This is a genomic window from Pseudomonas sp. PL-6 (genome assembly GCF_054110165.1).
The window spans coordinates 937,947-955,618 of the sequence record NZ_CM134189.1; the positions used below are offsets into that span (position 1 = coordinate 937,947).

17 protein-coding genes are annotated in these 17,672 nt (G+C 64.7%); 12 read left to right on the plus strand and 5 right to left on the minus strand.

Annotation, left to right across the window (positions count from 1 at the left end):
- Positions 1-37: 37 nt before the first annotated feature.
- The gene (gene algW / locus ACW9UL_RS04140; RefSeq protein WP_021442306.1) at positions 38-1,180 is read right to left on the minus strand and encodes a Do family serine endopeptidase AlgW; all 1,143 of its coding nucleotides are present in this window, start codon (positions 1,178-1,180) and stop codon (positions 38-40) included.
- Positions 1,181-1,291: 111 nt separating this feature from the next.
- On the opposite strand from algW, the gene ACW9UL_RS04145 reads away from it, so the two are divergent.
- From ACW9UL_RS04145 to cysN, 3 genes are all read left to right on the plus strand, one after another.
- The gene (locus ACW9UL_RS04145; protein WP_457789084.1) at positions 1,292-2,050 is read left to right on the plus strand and encodes a Nif3-like dinuclear metal center hexameric protein; all 759 of its coding nucleotides are present in this window, start codon (positions 1,292-1,294) and stop codon (positions 2,048-2,050) included.
- Between the two features lie 133 nt (positions 2,051-2,183).
- Complete coding sequence (gene cysD / locus ACW9UL_RS04150; protein ID WP_021442304.1) at positions 2,184-3,101, plus strand: sulfate adenylyltransferase subunit CysD; 918 nt, start codon at positions 2,184-2,186, stop codon at positions 3,099-3,101.
- Positions 3,102-3,113: 12 nt separating this feature from the next.
- Positions 3,114-5,009 carry a sulfate adenylyltransferase subunit CysN gene (cysN, locus tag ACW9UL_RS04155; RefSeq protein ID WP_021442303.1) on the plus strand — a complete coding sequence of 632 codons (1,896 nt, stop codon included), beginning with the start codon at positions 3,114-3,116 and terminating at the stop codon, positions 5,007-5,009.
- 269 nt (positions 5,010-5,278) lie between these two features.
- Here cysN and ACW9UL_RS04160 read toward each other — a convergent pair whose 3' ends face one another.
- Positions 5,279-5,710: a Z-ring associated ZapG family protein gene (locus ACW9UL_RS04160; RefSeq protein ID WP_031302694.1), complete on the minus strand. Its 432-nt coding sequence runs from the start codon at positions 5,708-5,710 to the stop codon at positions 5,279-5,281.
- 128 nt (positions 5,711-5,838) lie between these two features.
- Between ACW9UL_RS04160 and ACW9UL_RS04165 the strand changes: the two genes are divergently transcribed.
- From ACW9UL_RS04165 to zapE, 3 genes are all read left to right on the plus strand, one after another.
- The gene (locus ACW9UL_RS04165) at positions 5,839-6,468 is read left to right on the plus strand and encodes an alpha/beta hydrolase (protein ID WP_122108205.1); all 630 of its coding nucleotides are present in this window, start codon (positions 5,839-5,841) and stop codon (positions 6,466-6,468) included.
- Between the two features lie 25 nt (positions 6,469-6,493).
- Entirely contained in the window at positions 6,494-7,840 is a 1,347-nt protein-coding gene (locus ACW9UL_RS04170) for a tryptophan--tRNA ligase (RefSeq protein WP_457789087.1), read from the plus strand.
- Positions 7,841-8,036: 196 nt separating this feature from the next.
- Positions 8,037-9,131 (plus strand): cell division protein ZapE, encoded by a 1,095-nt coding sequence (zapE, locus tag ACW9UL_RS04175; protein ID WP_021442299.1) that lies wholly within the window; start codon positions 8,037-8,039, stop codon positions 9,129-9,131.
- Positions 9,132-9,227: 96 nt separating this feature from the next.
- Here zapE and ACW9UL_RS04180 read toward each other — a convergent pair whose 3' ends face one another.
- Both ACW9UL_RS04180 and ACW9UL_RS04185 read right to left on the minus strand, forming a co-directional pair.
- Complete coding sequence (locus ACW9UL_RS04180; protein WP_457789089.1) at positions 9,228-10,190, minus strand: hypothetical protein; 963 nt, start codon at positions 10,188-10,190, stop codon at positions 9,228-9,230.
- Positions 10,191-10,274: 84 nt separating this feature from the next.
- Positions 10,275-11,177 carry a GlxA family transcriptional regulator gene (locus tag ACW9UL_RS04185; RefSeq protein ID WP_177342870.1) on the minus strand — a complete coding sequence of 301 codons (903 nt, stop codon included), beginning with the start codon at positions 11,175-11,177 and terminating at the stop codon, positions 10,275-10,277.
- 240 nt (positions 11,178-11,417) lie between these two features.
- Between ACW9UL_RS04185 and ACW9UL_RS04190 the strand changes: the two genes are divergently transcribed.
- Complete coding sequence (locus ACW9UL_RS04190) at positions 11,418-12,557, plus strand: acyl-CoA dehydrogenase family protein (protein WP_457789091.1); 1,140 nt, start codon at positions 11,418-11,420, stop codon at positions 12,555-12,557.
- A gap of 57 nt (positions 12,558-12,614) precedes the next feature.
- Here ACW9UL_RS04190 and ACW9UL_RS04195 read toward each other — a convergent pair whose 3' ends face one another.
- Positions 12,615-13,652: an NADP(H)-dependent aldo-keto reductase gene (locus tag ACW9UL_RS04195; RefSeq protein WP_457789093.1), complete on the minus strand. Its 1,038-nt coding sequence runs from the start codon at positions 13,650-13,652 to the stop codon at positions 12,615-12,617.
- A 280-nt stretch (positions 13,653-13,932) separates the two neighbouring features.
- On the opposite strand from ACW9UL_RS04195, the gene rplM reads away from it, so the two are divergent.
- The 5 genes from rplM to ACW9UL_RS04220 all read left to right on the plus strand — a co-directional run bounded on the left by rplM (position 13,933) and on the right by ACW9UL_RS04220 (position 17,605).
- On the plus strand, positions 13,933-14,361 hold the full coding sequence (gene rplM / locus ACW9UL_RS04200; protein WP_021442294.1) for a 50S ribosomal protein L13: 429 nt from the start codon (positions 13,933-13,935) through the stop codon (positions 14,359-14,361).
- A 14-nt stretch (positions 14,362-14,375) separates the two neighbouring features.
- Positions 14,376-14,768 carry a 30S ribosomal protein S9 gene (gene rpsI / locus ACW9UL_RS04205; protein ID WP_003242948.1) on the plus strand — a complete coding sequence of 131 codons (393 nt, stop codon included), beginning with the start codon at positions 14,376-14,378 and terminating at the stop codon, positions 14,766-14,768.
- A gap of 253 nt (positions 14,769-15,021) precedes the next feature.
- Positions 15,022-15,615, plus strand: a complete 594-nt coding sequence (gene petA, locus ACW9UL_RS04210) for a ubiquinol-cytochrome c reductase iron-sulfur subunit (RefSeq protein WP_031302693.1) — start codon at positions 15,022-15,024, stop codon at positions 15,613-15,615.
- Complete coding sequence (locus tag ACW9UL_RS04215; RefSeq protein WP_457789096.1) at positions 15,615-16,826, plus strand: cytochrome b; 1,212 nt, start codon at positions 15,615-15,617, stop codon at positions 16,824-16,826. Before petA ends, ACW9UL_RS04215 begins: the two co-directional genes overlap by 1 nt.
- Entirely contained in the window at positions 16,826-17,605 is a 780-nt protein-coding gene (locus ACW9UL_RS04220) for a cytochrome c1 (RefSeq protein ID WP_021442291.1), read from the plus strand. Before ACW9UL_RS04215 ends, ACW9UL_RS04220 begins: the two co-directional genes overlap by 1 nt.
- The last annotated feature ends 67 nt before the right edge of the window (positions 17,606-17,672 follow it).

Below are 17,672 nucleotides of genomic sequence, written 5' to 3' on the forward strand. Positions count from 1 at the left end.
CCAATCGAGAAGAGTTCCCAGATGAAAATTCAGCCGATCAGTTGCCGTTGACGGGGGGGCGCAGGCCGATTTCCGCGGTCAGTTCCAGCGTCTTGCCGTTGCGCAGCACCTCGATGCGGATCTGGTCGCCCGGCTTGGTACGCGCCACCTGGTTCATCGAGCGGCGGCCGTCGCCGGCCGGTTCGCCGTCGATGCTGAGGATCAGGTCGCCCGGCTGCAGGCCGGCCTTCTGCGCCGGGCCGTCGCGATAGAGGCCGGCGACGACGATGCCGGGGCGGCCTTCGAGGCCGAAGGACTCGGCCAGTTCCGGGGTCAGCGGTTGCACCTCGATGCCCAGCCAGCCGCGAATCACCTGGCCGTGCTCGATGATCGCCTGCATCACCTCCAGCGCCAGCTTGACCGGGATGGCGAAGCCGATGCCCTGCGAGCCGCCGGACTTGGAGAAGATCGCGGTGTTGATGCCCACCAGGTTGCCGTGGGCGTCGACCAGCGCGCCGCCGGAGTTGCCCGGGTTGATCGCCGCGTCGGTCTGGATGAAGTCCTCGTAGGTATTGAGGCCCAGCTGGTTGCGCCCGGTGGCGCTGATGATGCCCATGGTCACGGTCTGGCCGACGCCGAAGGGGTTGCCGATGGCCAGGGTGACGTCGCCGATCTTGATGGTGTCGGAGCGGCCCAGGGTGATAGCCGGCAGGTCGGGCAGATCGATCTTGAGTACCGCCAGGTCGGTTTCCGGATCGGTGCCGATCACCCTTGCCAGGGTGTCGCGACCATCCTTGAGCGCCACGACTATCTGGTCGGCGCCGCTGACCACGTGGTTGTTGGTCAGCAGGTAGCCCTCGCGGCTCATCAGCACCGCCGAGCCCAGGCTCGACTCCATGCGCTGCTGGCGCGGCAGGTTGTCGCCGAAGAAGCGGCGGAAGGTGGGGTCCTCGAACAGCGGGTGCGTCGGCTTGCTCACCAGCTTGGTGGTGTAGAGGTTGGCCACCGCCGGCGAGGCGGTATCCACCGCCTCGGCATAGGACACCGGGCCCTCCTGCAGGCGGCTGTAGATCGGCGCCTGCAGCATATGCACTTCCTGGCGGGGCAGGCCGACCCACTCCGGATAGCGCTGGATAATCAACAGCGCGAGCAGCACGCCGACCAGCAAGGGCCAGCCGAGGAAACGCAGGGCCTGGGACATCGAGACGATCTCTGAGAGTTGCGAGGGGCCAAGGTGCCCCTTAAGGTGGCGCATTATAGAGAGGTGCCGGCCAATAAGGCAGCGGCCCGCAACAGCTTGTGAGGAAACCCCATGGCCATTGCCTTGTCTACCCTGGTCGCCGAAGCCGATGCCTATCTGGGCGCCGCGCGCATCGCCGATTACTGCCCCAACGGCCTGCAGGTCGAGGGGCGGCCGCAGGTGCGTCGCATCGTCAGCGGCGTCACCGCCAGCCAGGCGCTGATCGAGGCGGCCATCGACGCCGAGGCCGACGTGCTGCTGGTGCACCACGGCTACTTCTGGAAGGGCGAGAACCCCTGCGTCACCGGTATGAAGCAGCGCCGGCTGAAGGCGCTGCTGGCTGCCGACATCAGCCTGCTGGCCTATCACCTGCCGCTGGATCTGCACCCCGAGGTGGGCAACAACGTGCAACTGGCGCGCCAGCTCGGCATCGTCGTCGAAGGCCCGCTGGAGCCGGACAACCCGCGCACCGTCGGCCTGGTGGGGTCGCTGGAGGAGCCGATGAGCGCCGCCGATTTCGCTCGCCAGGTGCAACAGGCGCTCGGCCGCGAGCCGCTGCTGGTGGAGGGCGAGGGACTGATCCGCCGGGTTGGCTGGTGCACCGGCGGCGGTCAGGGCTACATCGACCAGGCCATCGCCGCCGGCGTCGACCTGTACCTGACCGGCGAAGCCTCCGAGCAGACCTTCCATAGCGCGCGGGAGAACGGCATCGCCTTCATCGCCGCCGGCCACCACGCCACCGAGCGCTACGGCGTGCAGGCGCTGGGCGACTACCTGGCGCGGCGCTTCGCCCTCGAACACTTGTTTATCGACTGCCCGAATCCGATCTGAGGGCGCTTTCTTGCGGGTATAAAACTAGACCTTTTCGATCTAAGTAGCGTCCTGATTAGAAGTTGGCGCTGTGCTAGAGTGCGCCCTCGTCCACGGCCCGCCGGCCCAATTACACAGCAAACCGTGAGTAGCCATGCTCGATAAACTGACCCACCTGAAGCAGCTGGAGGCGGAAAGTATCCACATCATTCGTGAAGTGGCCGCCGAATTCGACAACCCGGTAATGCTCTATTCCATCGGTAAAGACTCCGCCGTGATGCTGCACCTGGCGCGCAAGGCGTTCTTTCCCGGCAAGCTGCCGTTCCCGGTGATGCACGTCGACACCCGCTGGAAATTCCAGGAGATGTACCGCTTCCGCGACAAGATGGTCAGCGAGATGGGCCTGGACCTGATCACCCACATCAACCCCGATGGCGTGGCGCAGGACATGAACCCCTTCACCTACGGCAGTGCCAAGCACACCGACGTGATGAAGACCGAGGGCCTCAAGCAGGCGCTGGACAAGTACGGCTTCGACGCCGCCTTCGGTGGCGCGCGCCGCGACGAGGAGAAGTCCCGCGCCAAGGAGCGGGTGTACTCCTTCCGCGACAGCAAGCACCGCTGGGACCCGAAGAACCAGCGTCCCGAGCTGTGGAACGTGTACAACGGCAAGGTCAAGAAGGGCGAGTCGATCCGCGTGTTCCCGCTGTCGAACTGGACCGAGCTGGACATCTGGCAGTACATCTACCTGGAGCAGATTCCGATCGTGCCGCTGTACTTCGCCGCCGAGCGCGAAGTGATCGAGAGGAACGGCACCCTGATCATGATCGACGACGAGCGCATCCTCGAGCACCTGTCGGACGAGGAGAAGGCGCGCATCACCAAGAAGATGGTGCGCTTCCGCACCCTGGGCTGCTACCCGCTGACCGGCGCGGTGGAGTCCACCGCGGCGACCCTGCCGGACATCATCCAGGAAATGCTCCTGACTCGTACTTCCGAACGCCAGGGCCGGGTGATCGACCACGACGCCGCCGGCTCGATGGAAGAGAAAAAACGCCAGGGCTACTTCTAAGGATTCCGCACCATGAGTCATCAATCCGATTTGATCAGCGAGGACATCCTCGCCTACCTGGCCCAGCACGAACGCAAGGAACTGCTGCGCTTTCTCACCTGCGGCAACGTCGACGACGGCAAGAGCACCCTGATCGGGCGCCTGCTGCACGACTCCAAGATGATCTACGAAGACCATCTGGAAGCCATCAGCCGCGACTCGAAGAAGGTCGGCACCACCGGCGACGACATCGACCTGGCGCTGCTGGTCGACGGCCTGCAGGCCGAGCGCGAGCAGGGCATCACCATCGACGTGGCCTACCGCTATTTCAGTACGGCCAAGCGCAAGTTCATCATCGCCGACACCCCCGGCCATGAGCAGTACACCCGCAACATGGCCACCGGCGCGTCCACCTGCGACCTGGCGATCATCCTGATCGACGCCCGCTACGGCGTGCAGACCCAGACCAAGCGCCACAGCTTCATCGCCTCCCTGCTGGGCATCAAGCACATCGTCGTCGCGGTCAACAAGATGGACCTCAAGGACTTCGACCAGGGCGTGTTCGAGTCGATCAAGGCCGACTACCTGGCCTTCGCCGACAAGATCAGCCTCAAGCCCAGTACGCTGCATTTCGTCCCCATGTCGGCGCTCAAGGGCGACAACGTGGTCAACAAGTCCGAGCGCTCGCCCTGGTACGACGGCCAGTCGCTGATGGAAATCCTCGAGACCGTGGAAGTGGCGGGCGACCGCAATTTCGACGACCTGCGCTTCCCGGTGCAGTACGTCAACCGCCCCAACCTCAACTTCCGCGGCTTCGCCGGCACCCTGGCCAGCGGCATCGTGCGCAAGGGCGACGAAGTGATGGCGCTGCCGTCGGGCAAGACCAGCAAGGTCAAGTCCATCGTCACCTTCGAGGGCGAGCTGGAGCACGCCGGCCCCGGCCAGGCCATCACCCTGACCCTGGAAGACGAGATCGACGTGTCGCGCGGCGACATGCTGGTGCACGCCGACAACCGTCCGCAGGTCACCGACAGCTTCGAGGCCATGCTGGTGTGGATGGGCGAAGAGCCGATGCTGCCGGGCAAGAAGTACGACATCAAGCGCGCCACCAGCTACGTGCCGGGCTCGATCCCGAGCATCGTGCACCGCGTCGACGTCAACACCCTGGAGCAGGGCGCGGCCAGCGAACTGAAGCTCAACGAGATCGGCCGGGTCAAGGTCGCCCTGGATGCGCCCATTGCCCTCGACGGCTACGAGCACAACCGCACCACCGGCGCCTTTATCGTTATCGACCGCCTGACCAACGGTACCGTCGGCGCGGGCATGATCATTGCCGATCCGGTCGGCCATGGCGGCGGCCAGCACGGCCGTCTGGCCCATGTGTCGACCGAGGAGCGCGCCGCGCGCTTCGGCCAGCAGCCGGCCACCGTGCTGTTCAGCGGCCTGTCCGGCGCCGGCAAGAGCACCCTGGCCTACGCCGTGGAGCGCAAGCTGTTCGACATGGGCCGCGCCGTCTACGTGCTCGATGGTCAGAACCTGCGCCACGACCTGAACAAGGGCCTGCCGCAGGATCGCGCCGGGCGTACCGAGAACTGGCGTCGCGCCGCCCATGTGGCGCGCCAGTTCAACGAGGCCGGTCTGCTGACCCTGGCCGCCTTCGTCGCCCCGGATGCCGAGGGCCGCGAGCAGGCCAAGGCGCTGATCGGCGGCGAGCGCCTGCTCACCGTCTACGTGCAGGCCTCGCCGCAGGTCTGCCGCGAACGCGACCCGCAGGGCCTGTATGCCGCCGCCGGCGACAACATCCCCGGCGAGTCCTTCGCCTACGACGTGCCGCTGGACGCCGATCTGGTGATCGACACCCAGACCGTGTCGGTGGAAGAGGGCGTCAAGCAGGTGCTGCAGCTGCTGCGTAGTCGCGGCGCCATCTAGCAGCCTGCGCGCAATGCAAAAAGCCCCGCTCGCCAGCGGGGCTTTTTGTTGGTTGCGCTTTATTGGGGGTAACGGGCGAGGTCCACCTGGCCTGTCGAGGCGCCGATCCGGCCTCCGCAGGTGCGAATCTATTCGCGGTTGCGCGGTGAGTTTCGCGGATAAACCTGCGCCTTGGCGGCCATCCAGGGTGCCCGTGTCGGATTGCATCCGGGCTACAAGGCCAATAAAAAAGCCCCGCAATAGCGGGGCTCCCTGTCTTGGCCGAGGGGTTACTTCTTCAACCCGTAGCTCTCGTCCAGCATGCCGGGGCCGTCGCTTTTCGGCGCGTAGTCCTTGGGCATTTCGTAGTTCTTCGGCGGGGTCAGGCGTTCGCGCTTCTCGCCACCTTCGCTGCTGCTGAGGGCGGCCAGCAGACGCTGGCGGGTCAGTTCGTCCAGGGCCAGACGATTGGCGCCGTCGGACAGGTGCTCCTGCACGTCCTGGTAGCTCTGGGTGAGTTTCTTCACCAGGCTGGCGGTGGTGTTGAAGTGGGTCACCACTTCGTTCTGGTAGGCCTCGAAGCGTGCCTGCATTTCTTCCATCTGCCGCTGCGTGCGGCTCGGTGCGGCGCTGGGCGCCAGGCGAGCGATCAGAAAGCCGACGGCAATGCCGACCACCAGGGTCAGGGCGGGTATCAACCAGGCTGTAAGGGTCTGTTCCACGAGTCCTTCCTCTCAAAACGGCTTTGCTTTACGTTAGCGGCTCGAACCTGCGCTGTATACGGCTATGCCGTGCCGCGCAGACAGTTTGCTAGACGAGTCGACCCGATCCGGGGTCACGGAGTTCTCTGTTGCTCAACCGCGAAACCGCCGTTTTTATCCCTGGCCCCGTCGGCCAGCTCGAAGCCCTTTTTCTCGAAGTGCCCGACGCCCGCGGCGTGGCGCTGATCTGCCACCCCAATCCGGTGCAGGGCGGCACCATGCTCAACAAGGTGGTTTCCACCCTGCAACGCAGCGCCCGCGACTGCGGCCTGCATACCCTGCGCTTTAATTATCGCGGCGTCGGCGCCAGTGCCGGCAGCCATGACATGGGCAGCGGCGAGGTGGACGACGCCGAAGCGGTGGCCGCCTGGCTGCGCGAAGGGTACCCGGATCTGCCGCTCACCCTGCTCGGGTTCTCCTTCGGCGGTTTCGTCGCCGCCGCGCTGGGCGCGCGTCTGGAGCGCCAGGGCGTGGCGCTGGACAAGCTGTTTATGGTGGCGCCGGCGGTGCACCGGTTGACCGCCGACAATCCGCCGGCGGCTAATTGCCCGCTGGTGCTGATCCAGCCGGACGCCGACGAAGTGGTCGAGCCGCAGGCGGTGTACGACTGGTCGGCGAACCTTGGGCGTGCCCACGAGCTGCTGAAAGTGGCAGAATGCGGCCACTTCTTTCACGGCAAGCTGACCGATCTGAAGGATCTGCTGTTGCCGCGTCTCTGAACCAGCTGTACGACAAGCGAACGCCATGACCACCCGTATCCTCACCGGCATCACCACCACCGGCACCCCGCACCTGGGCAACTACGCCGGCGCCATCCGCCCGGCCATAGTCGCCAGCCGCGCCGCGGATGCCGATTCGTTCTACTTCCTCGCCGACTACCACGCGCTGATCAAATGCGACGACCCGGCGCGTATCCAGCGTTCGCGTCTGGAGATCGCCGCCACCTGGCTGGCGCTGGGCCTGGACGTGAACAAGGCGACCTTCTACCGCCAGTCCGACATCCCCGAGATTCCCGAGCTGTGCTGGCTGCTCACCTGCGTCGCCGGCAAGGGCCTGCTCAATCGCGCCCACGCCTACAAGGCGTCGGTGGACAAGAACGTCGAGGCCGGCGAAGACCCGGACGCCGGCATCACCATGGGCCTGTTCAGCTACCCGGTGCTGATGGCGGCGGACATCCTGATGTTCAACGCGCACAAGGTGCCGGTCGGCCGCGACCAGATCCAGCACGTGGAGATGGCCCGCGACATCGGCCAGCGCTTCAACCACCTGTTCGGTGCCGGCCGCGAGCTGTTCACCCTGCCCGAGGCGGTGATCGAGGAGGAAGTGGCGACCCTGCCCGGCCTCGACGGCCGCAAGATGAGCAAAAGCTACGACAACACCATCCCGCTGTTCGGCAGCGCCAAGCAGCTCAAGGACGCCATCGCCCGCATCGTCACCGACTCGCGCCTGCCGGGCGAGCCCAAGGACGCCGACGGCTCGCACCTGTTCACCCTGTACCAGGCCTTCGCCACCCCGGCGCAGCAGGCCGAGTTCCGCGCCGAGCTGGAAGGCGGCCTGGCCTGGGGCGAGGCGAAGAATCGCCTGTACCAGCTGCTGGAAAACGAGCTGGGTGAGGCGCGCGAGCGCTACAACGCGCTGATCGCCAGGCCCGCCGACCTGGAGGACATCCTCCTGGCCGGCGCCGCCAAGGCGCGCCGGATTGCCACGCCCTTCCTCGGCGAACTGCGCGAGGCGGTGGGCCTGCGTTCGTTCCGCGAGCAGGTGCAAACCGCCGCCGGCGAGAAGAAGAAGGCGGCCAAGAGCGCACGCTTCGTCAGCTTCCGCGACGAGGACGGCAGCTTCCGCTTCCGCCTGCTGGATGCCGCCGGCGAACAGCTGTTGCTGTCGAAAGCCTTCGCCGACGGCAAGTCGGCCGGCATGGTCAATAAGCGCCTGCAGTCCGGCGAACCACTGGATGTGCGCGCCGAAGGGCAGGGCTTCGGCGTCTGGCTGGATGACGAATGCGTGGCGACCAGCCCCGCGTTCGCCGATGCCGTGGCACTGGACGCCGCCATCGCCCGTCTGCGCGAGGCGTTGGCGACGCAGGAATGATGTCGCCCGGATGGCAGCCGGGCGACGGCCCGACGCCGTAGGTTGGGTTGAGGCGCGTAGCGACGAAGCCCAACGGCTCATGGCATGCCGTTGCCGGTCGTTGGGCTGCGCTGCGCTCAGCCCAACCTGCGATTGCCAATCCACGGGGGCGTCGCTAAAGTGACGCCCCCGTTTTTACTTGCCCGGCTAACGAATCATGACTCCTTTCGAGCGCTATCAGGCCGACCTCCAGCGGCCCGACTTCTTCCATGATGCGGCCCAGGAAAACGCCGTGCGCCACCTGCAGCGGCTGTACGACGAGCTGGTGGCCGCCGACCAGGGCAAGGGCGGTCTGCTCGGCAAACTGTTCGGCAAGAAGCCGCAGGGGCCGGTCAAGGGCATCTATTTCTGGGGTGGCGTCGGGCGCGGCAAGACCTACCTGGTCGATACCTTCTTCGACGCGCTGCCGTTCGAGCGGAAGATGCGCACCCACTTCCACCGCTTCATGAAGCGCGTGCATGAGGAGATGCGCACCCTCAAGGGCGAGAAGAACCCGCTGACCATCATCGGCCGGCGCTTCGCCGACGAGGCGCGGGTGATCTGCTTCGACGAGTTCTTCGTCAGCGATATCACCGATGCGATGATCCTCGCCACCCTGCTGGAGGAGCTGTTCAAGAACGGCGTGTCGCTGGTGGCCACCTCCAACATCGTGCCGGACGGCCTGTACAAGGACGGCCTGCAGCGCGCGCGCTTCCTGCCGGCCATCGCCCTGCTCAAGCAGCACACCGACATCGTCAACGTCGACAGCGGCGTCGACTACCGCCTGCGCGCGCTGGAGCAGGCCGAGCTGTTCCACTTCCCGCTGGACGCCGAGGCTGAGGTCAGCCTGGACAAGAGCTTCAGGAGCCTGCTGCCGGAGCACTGCTCGGTGCAGGAGCACGAGGCGCTGATGATCGAGAACCGCCCCATAGTCGCGCGCAAGGTCGGCGACGACGTGGCCTGGTTCGAGTTCCGCGAGCTGTGCGACGGCCCGCGCAGCCAGAACGACTACATCGAGCTGGGCAAGATCTTCCACGCGGTGATCCTGGCCAACGTCGAGCAGATGAGCACCGCCAAGGACGACATGGCCCGGCGCTTCATCAACCTGGTGGACGAGTTCTACGACCGCAACGTCAAGCTGATCATCTCCGCTGAGGTGGAGCTGAAGGACCTGTACACCGGCGGCCGCCTGACCTTCGAGTTCCAGCGCACCCTCAGCCGCCTGCTGGAGATGCAGTCGCACGAGTTCCTGTCGCGGCCGCACAAGCCCTGATGGCTTGCGCAGCATGAAAAAAGGCGACCCGAGTGGTCGCCTTTTTCGTATTGGCTGGTGCGCGCGGCGATCCGGATAGGGGGCGCCGCCGGCGGCTCAGTGCTTAGCCAGCTTCTGCTGGTACTGGGCGAGCATCTTCTGCGCATGGGCCACTTCCAGCGCCTCCATGGCGTTGATCGGCGTGATCGCCACGGCGCGCTCGAGGTGCTCGACGACCTTGTCGTGCTGGTCGTCGCCGTACACGTAGGTCAGCGCGTTGGCGTATTCGTAATGGCCGATCGGCAGGTCGTCGCGGGCCTGGAAGCTGCGGCTGAAGTATTTCTCCATATTGTCCGCGCTGACCCCGTAGGTCATCTTGCCCACCAGCTTGCCCACCTTGCGGATCACCCCGGCCTCGTAGCCGCCGTACAGCGCCAGGGCGAAGGGCTGCTGCGGCTGCTTGGCCAGCAGCGCCTCGAGCTCGTCGGGGATCTGCGAGGTGTAACCGCGCTTGAGCACCACCGGCACCGACAGCTCCTCGCCCAGGCGCGCCTTGGCGTAGACCCGGCCGAACTGGGCGACGGTGTCGGCCTGCACCAGTTCGCCGGCCTCGTCGGTGTAGGCGATCACTTCTTCCAGCAGGCGATGCTTCTCGGCCTGCTCCGGCACCAGAAACATGGCGTAGATCACCTGGGCGAACAGCGCCGGGATCTGCCCGCCGACGCCGAGCGTCAGGCCCTGCTCCTTGGCCTGGGCGAAGTCGCCGCGGAACATCAGGCGCCAGACCTCCTGCAGTTTCTGCGCATAGACCTCGGCCTCTTCCGGCTTGCCGGTGAAGCCGGTGCCAGCCGCCACGGTCCTCTCCAGCGTCTGCGGATGGCGGCTGGCCATGCTCACCACCCAGTCGGCGTCGGGGAAGGGGTAGTCGCCGAAGCCGCGGGTCAGCTGCGGCCAGGCCTGGCGCAGCTTGTCGCCGCTGTAGTCGTAGGCGCTCTGGTCGAGCGGGAAGGGCTTCCAGTTGTCGTCCGCCACGGCGGTGAGGCTGCAGGCGGCAAGCAGGGCGATAAGGGTGCGGCGCATGGCGATGGACCTGTTGTTGTTATCAGTGTCCCGATCATAGGCCGGCGTCACCTGCAGCCAACCTAACCAAGGGTGGGTGGCTGTTCAGTGGCTGTCCTTGTGCTGGAACTGGCGGCGGTACTGATTCGGCGACAGCTCGGTGTGCTGGCGGAACAGTCGGGCGAAGAAGCTGGCGTCGTCGTAACCGACCTCGTAGCTGATGGTCTTGATGCTCTTGCGTGTGGAGGACAGCAGGCTCTTGGCGGTTTCGATGCGCAGGCGCTGCAGGTAGTGCAGCGGCTTGTCGCCCGTCGCACCTTGGAACCGGCGCATGAAGTTGCGGATGCTCATGCCGTGCTCGCGGGCCACGTCCTCGAAACGGAACTTGTCGGCATAGTGCTCCTCCAGCCAATGCTGGATCTGCAGCACGGTGACGTCCTGGTGCAGCTTCTGGCCGCCGAAGCCGATGCGCCCCGGGGTGTAGCTGCGCTGTACCTCGTAGAGAATGTCGCGGGCCACGCCCTGGGCCACGCCGGCGCCACAGTAGCGCTCGATCAGGTAGATATAGAGGTCGCAGGCCGAGGTGACGCCGCCGGCGCAGTACAGGTTGTCGGCATCGGACAGGTGCTTGTCCTGGTTGAGCAGCACCCTGGGGAAGCGCTCGGCGAACTCGCGGAAGAAACGCCAGTAGGTGGTCGCCTCCTTGCCGTCGAGCAGGCCGGCCTCGGCCATCCAGAACACCCCGCTGGCTTCGCCGCAGATCGCCGTGCCGGCCGCGTGCTGGCGTTTGAGCCAGTCCAGCACCTGCGGATAGCGGCGGCTGAGGGCGTCGAAGTCGTCCCAGAAGGCCGGCAGGATGATCACGTCGCAGGCCTCCAAGCCGCCGTCCACCGGCACCTGCACCTTGCTGAAGCTATTCACCGGCAGGCCGTCCGGGCTGACCAGGTGGATCTCGAACGGTGGCTCATGGCCCAGGCCCTGCTGCTTGGCGTAACGGATGCCGGCCATATGGAAGAAGTCCTTGGCCTGCATCAGGGTGGAGGCGAATACGCCGTCGGTGGCGAGGATGCTGACGCGGCGCAGCGGGGCATTGGATTGGGTAGGCATAGATATTGTTCTTTTTAGGGCTAAGCGGTCATGCGACGGCTGGATCGTCTTATTTTTTGGCGCTTGTGTCCAGTGTGACCAAGCGTTTGCTTGGCTAAAGTCGAGGCCACTTTCCCCAAGGTCTCAGACACAGGTAGCGCCATGATCCCCAGAACGATTTTCAGCTCCGACCATGAACTGTTCCGCGACAGCGTGCGCAAGTTCCTCGAGCAGGAAGCGGTGCCTTTTCATGCACAGTGGGAAAAGGACGGTCATGTCGACCGCGCGCTGTGGAACAAGGCCGGCGAGGCCGGCATGCTCTGCTCGCACATCCCCGAGGAATACGGCGGCATGGCCGCAGACTTCCTCTACAGCGCAGTGGTGATCGAGGAGATCGGCCGCCTGGGCCTGACCGGCATCGGCTTCTCCCTGCATTCGGACATCGTCGCGCCCTACATCCTGCATTACGGCAGCGAGGCGCAGAAGCAGCATTACCTGCCCAAGCTGGTCAGCGGCGAGCTGGTCACCGCCATCGCCATGACCGAGCCGGGCGCCGGCTCCGACCTGCAGGGGGTGAAGACCACCGCGGTGCTGGACGGCGACGAGTACGTGATCAACGGCTCGAAGACCTTTATCACCAACGGCTGGCTGGCCGACCTGGTCATCGTGGTGGCCAAGACCGATCCCAAGGCCGGGGCCAAGGGCACCAGTCTGTTCTTGGTGGAGGCGGGTACGCCGGGCTTCGCCAAGGGCAAGCGCCTGGAGAAGGTGGGCATGAAGGCGCAGGATACTTCCGAGCTGTTCTTCCAGGACGTGCGCGTCCCCAAGGAAAACCTGCTGGGTCAGGCCGGCATGGGCTTCGCCTACCTGATGCAGGAGCTGCCGCAGGAGCGCCTGACCGTCGGCGTCGGCGCCCTGGCCTCGGCCGAGGCGGCGCTGCAGTGGACGCTGGACTACACCCGCGAGCGCAAGGCATTCGGCAAGGCGGTGGCGGACTTCCAGAACACCCGCTTCAAGCTGGCTGAGATGGCCACCGAGATCCAGGTCGGCCGGGTGTTCGTCGACCGCTGCCTGGAGCTGCATCTGCAGGGCAAGCTCGACGTGCCCGCCGCGGCCATGCTCAAGTATTGGGGCACCGACCTGCAGTGCAAGGTGCTCGACGAGTGCGTGCAGCTGCACGGCGGCTACGGCTACATGTGGGAATACCCGGTGGCGCGCGCCTGGGCCGACGCGCGGGTGCAGCGCATCTACGCCGGCACCAACGAGATCATGAAGGAAATCATCGCCCGCTCGCTGGTCTGAGTGCGGTGATGACAAGAAAAAGCCCGGCATTGCCGGGCTTTTTCGTTTGAGTCGGGATCAGGGCGCCGGGTTGGGCTGCGCCTTGTGGATCGCCTCGATGCCGGCCAGCACTTCCTCGGAGAGTCGCAGCTCGGCGCTGGCCAGGTTGCTGTCCAGTTGCGTCAGGCTGGTGGCGCCGATGATGTTGCTGGTGACGAAGGGTTGTGCTGTGACGAAGGCCAGGGCCATCTGCGCCGGATCCAGGCCGTGCGCGCGGGCCAGGGCGACGTAGCGCGAGCAGGCCGCCTCCGACTGCGGGTTGGTGTAGCGGGTGAAGCGGCTGAACAGGCTGATGCGCGCGCCGGCCGGCCGCGCGCCGCCCTCGTACTTGCCGCTGAGCATGCCGAAGGCCAGCGGCGAGTAGGCCAGCAGGCCGCACTGCTCGCGCATCGCCACCTCCGCCAGGCCCACCTCGAAGCTGCGGTTGAGCAGGTTGTAGGGGTTCTGGATCGACACCGCACGCGGCCAGCCGCGGCTTTCGGCCAGTTGCAGGAATTTCATGGTGCCCCAGGGCGTTTCGTTGGACAGGCCGATATGGCGGATCTTGCCGGCCTTGACCTGCTCGTCGAGCACTCGCAGGGTTTCTTCCAGCGGCGTGAAGTCCGCTTCCTGATGCTGGTAGCCGAGCTGGCCGAAAAAGTTGGTCGGACGTTCCGGCCAGTGCAGCTGGTAGAGGTCGATCCAGTCGGTCTGCAGGCGTTTCAGGCTTGCGTCCAGCGCCGCGACTATATGCGCGCGGTCGAATTTCAACTGGCCGCCGCGGATATGGCCGATGCCGTTGCCGGGGCCGGCGATCTTGCTCGCCAGGATCCAGTCGGCGCGGTCGCCCCGTTGCCTGAAGTAGCTGCCGATGATCTGTTCGGTGCGGCTGTAGGTCTCGGCGCGCGGCGGCACCGGGTACATCTCGGCGGTATCCATGAAATTGATGCCGCAGGCCTTGGCGCGCTCGATCTGGGCATGGCCCTCGGCCTCGCTGTTCTGTTCGCCCCAGGTCATGGTGCCTAGGCAGAGGGCGCTGACCCTGAGGTCGGTACGGCCCAGCTGACGGTATTCCATTGCTGACTCCTAGTTTTCGACTGCAGGTGAGAGGGGGCATCAAAGCAGGTTGCTATTTTCGCTGCAATCGGCATAATTCCGCGGCTCTCGACGCGGGAACGCCTAGCTCGCTGACAGAGAAGGTGGGGATGCCTAGCCCGCCGAACACCCCGCCGTAGCGGACGCGCTGACCCGAGCCCCCGATAGCGTCTGTTTCCGGCCGTCTTTGACTTGTCAAAGCAAGCACTATTCAGTAAGATCCGCCGTCTTATTTTCAGGGCGGCCCCTGAGGCTATAGCGAATGAAGACTTTTACTGCAAAACCGGAAACTGTTAAGCGCGACTGGTACGTCGTCGACGCTGCAGGTCAGACCCTGGGTCGTCTGGCCACCGAAATCGCCAGCCGTCTGCGCGGCAAGCACAAGCCCGAGTACACCCCGCACGTCGACACTGGCGATTACATCGTCGTGATCAACGCCGAGCAGGTGCGTGTCACCGGTGCCAAGACCAGCGACAAGATGTACTACTCCCACTCCGGTTTCCCGGGCGGCATCAAGTCGATCAACTTCGAGAAGCTGATCGCTCGTGCTCCTGAGCGCGTGATCGAGACCGCGGTCAAAGGCATGCTGCCGAAGAACCCGCTGGGTCGCGACATGTACCGTAAGCTGAAGGTGTACAAGGGTGCCGTCCACCCGCACACCGCTCAGCAGCCCCAAGAACTGAAGATTTAACGGAATAGTTCATTATGTCGGCGACTCAAAACTACGGCACTGGCCGTCGCAAGACCGCAACCGCGCGCGTATTCCTGCGTCCGGGCACCGGTAACATCTCCATCAACAACCGCAGCCTGGATACCTTCTTCGGCCGCGAGACCGCTCGCATGGTCGTACGTCAGCCGCTGGAGCTGACCGAGACTACTGAGAAGTTCGACATCTACGTTACCGTTATCGGTGGCGGTGTCAGTGGTCAGGCTGGTGCCATCCGTCACGGCATCACCCGCGCCCTGATCGAGTACGACGAGACCCTGCGCAGCCCGCTGCGTAAAGCCGGTTACGTCACTCGCGACGCCCGTGAAGTCGAGCGTAAGAAAGTCGGTCTGCGCAAGGCGCGTAAGCGTCCGCAGTACTCCAAGCGTTAATTCGCTGGCGCTTTCGAAGACGCCCAGTTTCCTTTCGGAACTGGGCGTTTTTTATGGGCGCGACAAAACGCTGCGACAACGTGCCGCAGCCGCGCAAGCCGCGCGCGACAAGGCTTTCGCCGGCCTGTTCGGGGGTAATTACCTTGTCAGAAAAGGGGCTTTTCTTTACCATTTGGCGAATTTTTTGCGCGGCCCGATTTTTACTTAGTAGAGGCCTGAACAACAGGCCACAAAGCTGATGGGAGACGACTGAATGAGCAATGACGGCGTGAATGCAGGCCGACGTCGCTTCCTGGTGGCAGCCACTTCCGTGGTGGGCGCTGCCGGAGCGGTAGGTGCTGCGACTCCGTTCGTGGGGTCATGGTTCCCCAGTGCCAAGGCCAAGGCGGCCGGGGCACCGGTGAAGGTGAACGTCAGCAAGATCGAGGCGGGTCAGCAGATGGTTGCTGAGTGGCGCGGTCAGCCGGTGTTCATCGTGCGCCGTACCGAGGAGATCCTGGCCAACCTGACCAAGATCGAAGGCGGCATGGCCGACCCCGAATCCGCTGCCTCGGTGCAGCCGGAGTACGTCGACAAGAAGACCCGTTCGATCAAGCCCGAGCTGCTGGTGCTGGTCGGCCTGTGCACCCACCTGGGCTGCGCACCGTCCTTCCGCCCGGAAGTGGCCCCGGCCGACCTCGGTCCGGATTGGGTCGGTGGCTATTTCTGCCCCTGCCACGGTTCGCGCTACGACCTCGCCGGCCGCGTCTACAAGGCTCAGCCCGCGCCGTTGAACCTGCCAGTGCCGCCGCACACCTACGAGACGGATGATGTGATCATCATCGGTGTGGACCAGGAGAACGCCTGATGAGCAAATTCATGGAATGGGTGGATGCGCGCTTCCCCGCCACCAAGATGTGGGAAGACCATCTGTCCAAGTACTACGCACCGAAGAACTTCAACTTCTTCTACTTCTTCGGCTCCCTGGCGCTGCTGGTGCTGGTCAACCAGATCGTCACCGGCATCTGGCTGACCATGAGCTTCGAGCCTTCGGCCGAGGGCGCCTTCGCCTCCGTCGAATACATCATGCGCGACGTCGAGTACGGCTGGATTCTGCGCTACCTGCACTCCACCGGCGCTTCGGCGTTCTTCGTGGTGGTCTACCTGCACATGTTCCGCGGTCTGCTCTACGGCTCCTACCAGAAGCCGCGCGAGCTGGTGTGGATCTTCGGCATGCTGATCTACCTGATGCTGATGGCCGAGGCCTTCATGGGCTACCTGCTGCCCTGGGGCCAGATGTCCTACTGGGGCGCCCAGGTGATCATCTCGCTGTTCGGCGCCATCCCGGTGATCGGCGACGACCTGACTCAGTGGATTCGCGGTGACTACCTGATTTCCGGGATCACCCTGAACCGCTTCTTCGCCCTGCACGTGATCGCCCTGCCGATCGTGATTCTCGGCCTGGTGGTGCTGCACATCCTGGCGCTGCACGAAGTTGGCTCGAACAACCCGGACGGCGTCGACATCAAGAAGAACAAGGACGAGAACGGTGTGCCGCTGGACGGCATCGCCTTCCACCCTTACTACACCGTGAAAGATATCGTCGGCGTGGTGGTGTTCCTCTTCGTGTTCTGCTTCGTGGTGTTCTTCTTCCCGGAAATGGGCGGTTACTTCCTCGAGAAGCCGAACTTCGAAGCGGCCAACCCGTTCAAGACCCCTGAGCATATCGCCCCGGTGTGGTACTTCACCCCCTACTACGCGATCCTCCGCGCGGTGCCGGACAAGCTGCTCGGCGTAATCGCCATGGGCGCGGCCATCGCGGTGCTGTTCGTCCTGCCGTGGCTCGACCGTAGCCCGGTCAAGTCCATGCGCTACAAGGGCTGGCTGAGCAAGATCTGGCTGGTGATCTTCTGCATTTCCTTCGTCATCCTCGGCGTACTGGGCGTGCTGTCGCCGACTCCGGGTCGTACCCTGCTGTCGCAGGTGTGCACCTTCCTGTACTTCGCGTACTTCATCCTGATGCCGTTCTACACCAGGTTGGAGAAGACCAAACCGGTTCCGGAAAGGGTGACTGGCTGATGAAAAAGCTCTTCGCTGCATTTGTGATCGCTGCGCTGCCGGCCCTGGCCCTGGGCGCAGCCAGCAACTATCCGCTGGACAAAGTGGATATCGACCTGCGCGACAAGGCCGCCATGCAGGACGGCGCGCGCACCTTCGCCAACTACTGCATGGGCTGCCACTCGGCCCAGTACCAGCGTTACGAGCGCGTGGCCGACGACCTCGGCATTCCGCACGAGATCATGCTGGAGAACCTGGTGTTCACCGATGCCAAGATCGGCGACCACATGAAGATCGGCATGAAGCCGGACGACGCCAAGGCCTGGTTCGGTGCGGCGCCGCCCGACCTGACCCTGGTCGCCCGGGTACGCGGCAACGACTGGCTGTACACCTACCTGCGCACCTTCTACGCCGACCCGGCACGTCCGCTGGGCGCCAACAACAAGGTGTTCCCCAACGTCGGCATGCCCAACGTGCTGGTAGGTCTGCAGGGCAACCAGGTGATCGGCTGCAAGCAGGTGCAGGTGGTGGAGAACGGCAAGAAGCAGTTCGACCCGCTGACCGGCACCCCGATCACTCACGAAGCCTGTGACCAGCTGACCGTCGAGCCGAACAGCGGCAGCCTGAGCGAGGCCGAGTTCGACGAGAAGATCAAGAACCTGGTGACCTTCCTGGCCTACTCGGCCAACCCGGTCAAGCTGGAGTCCCAGCGCATCGGCACCTACGTGCTGCTGTACCTGGCCTTCTTCTTCGTCTTCGCCTACCTGCTCAAGCGCGAATACTGGAAGGACGTGCACTAAGCCGCTTTACCCCTGCTGTCGACCTGCGCGCCCTATATGGGCGCGCAGGTTTTTGTGACCTGCCATC

Bases quoted from the DNA above. Each gene is read 5' to 3' on its own strand.
- algW (WP_021442306.1), bottom strand. From the start codon at position 1,180: ATGTCCCAGGCCCTGCGTTTCCTCGGCTGGCCCTTGCTGGTCGGCGTG.
- ACW9UL_RS04145 (WP_457789084.1), top strand. From the start codon at position 1,292: ATGGCCATTGCCTTGTCTACCCTGGTCGCCGAAGCCGATGCCTATCTG.
- cysD (WP_021442304.1), top strand. From the start codon at position 2,184: ATGCTCGATAAACTGACCCACCTGAAGCAGCTGGAGGCGGAAAGTATC.
- cysN (WP_021442303.1), top strand. From the start codon at position 3,114: ATGAGTCATCAATCCGATTTGATCAGCGAGGACATCCTCGCCTACCTG.
- ACW9UL_RS04170 (WP_457789087.1), top strand. From the start codon at position 6,494: ATGACCACCCGTATCCTCACCGGCATCACCACCACCGGCACCCCGCAC.
- zapE (WP_021442299.1), top strand. From the start codon at position 8,037: ATGACTCCTTTCGAGCGCTATCAGGCCGACCTCCAGCGGCCCGACTTC.
- ACW9UL_RS04180 (WP_457789089.1), bottom strand. From the start codon at position 10,190: ATGCGCCGCACCCTTATCGCCCTGCTTGCCGCCTGCAGCCTCACCGCC.
- ACW9UL_RS04185 (WP_177342870.1), bottom strand. From the start codon at position 11,177: ATGGCCGGCATCCGTTACGCCAAGCAGCAGGGCCTGGGCCATGAGCCA.
- ACW9UL_RS04190 (WP_457789091.1), top strand. From the start codon at position 11,418: ATGATCCCCAGAACGATTTTCAGCTCCGACCATGAACTGTTCCGCGAC.
- ACW9UL_RS04195 (WP_457789093.1), bottom strand. From the start codon at position 13,652: ATGGAATACCGTCAGCTGGGCCGTACCGACCTCAGGGTCAGCGCCCTC.
- rplM (WP_021442294.1), top strand. From the start codon at position 13,933: ATGAAGACTTTTACTGCAAAACCGGAAACTGTTAAGCGCGACTGGTAC.
- rpsI (WP_003242948.1), top strand. From the start codon at position 14,376: ATGTCGGCGACTCAAAACTACGGCACTGGCCGTCGCAAGACCGCAACC.
- petA (WP_031302693.1), top strand. From the start codon at position 15,022: ATGAGCAATGACGGCGTGAATGCAGGCCGACGTCGCTTCCTGGTGGCA.
- ACW9UL_RS04215 (WP_457789096.1), top strand. From the start codon at position 15,615: ATGAGCAAATTCATGGAATGGGTGGATGCGCGCTTCCCCGCCACCAAG.
- ACW9UL_RS04220 (WP_021442291.1), top strand. From the start codon at position 16,826: ATGAAAAAGCTCTTCGCTGCATTTGTGATCGCTGCGCTGCCGGCCCTG.